This is a genomic window from bacterium (assembly GCA_020440705.1).
Taxonomy (GTDB): Bacteria; Krumholzibacteriota; Krumholzibacteriia; order LZORAL124-64-63; family LZORAL124-64-63; genus JAGRNP01.
In genome coordinates this window covers 1-567 of the sequence record JAGRNP010000357.1, presented here as the reverse complement: position 1 = coordinate 567, position 567 = coordinate 1, and the positions used below count along the sequence as shown (strand labels likewise).

General features: G+C 70.0%; 1 protein-coding gene. It reads right to left on the bottom strand.

The window, feature by feature from the left end:
* Positions 1–567, bottom strand: a 567-nt coding sequence (locus tag KDM41_18770; GenBank protein MCB1185468.1) for an inorganic phosphate transporter, incomplete at both ends; no start/stop codon positions are given.

The following is a 567-nucleotide window of genomic DNA, read 5'->3' as shown; positions in this document are numbered from 1 at the left end:
TTGCGCCCGCCCTTGACCAGGCCGATGCCGATCACCCCGCCGATCACGGCCTGGGAGCTGGAGACCGGCACCAGCGGCACCGTGGGCAGGCCGTGGGTGGCCAGGAAGTGCTCCAGCCCCTCGGACGCGAACAGGAACAGGACCACCGAATGGGCCACCACCGCGACCCAGGCCCCCACCGGCGACAGGGGCAGCACCCCGGCGCCCACGGTCATCATCACCTTCTTGGAATAGGTGAAGACGCCGACGGCGATGGCCAGGGCGCCGACCAGGAAAAGCTGCTGCACCGAGGAGACGTGCAGCAGGTCGGCGAGGCGGAACTCGGTGAAGGGGGAGACGTCGACGAACACGCCCATGACGTTGGCGATGTTGTTGGCGCCCAGGCTGTAGGACCCGGCGGCCCCGGCCAGCACCAGGGCCAGGCGGGTGTAGGCGTCGAGCCGCAGCGCGTGCAGCTTGGCCACCTTCAGCACCTTGCCCGCCAGCAGGAAGATGGGCACCGCGATCACCCCCGCCAGCACCGGGCACAGCACCCAGGTCGAGACGATGGTGGCCAGGGAGTGCAGG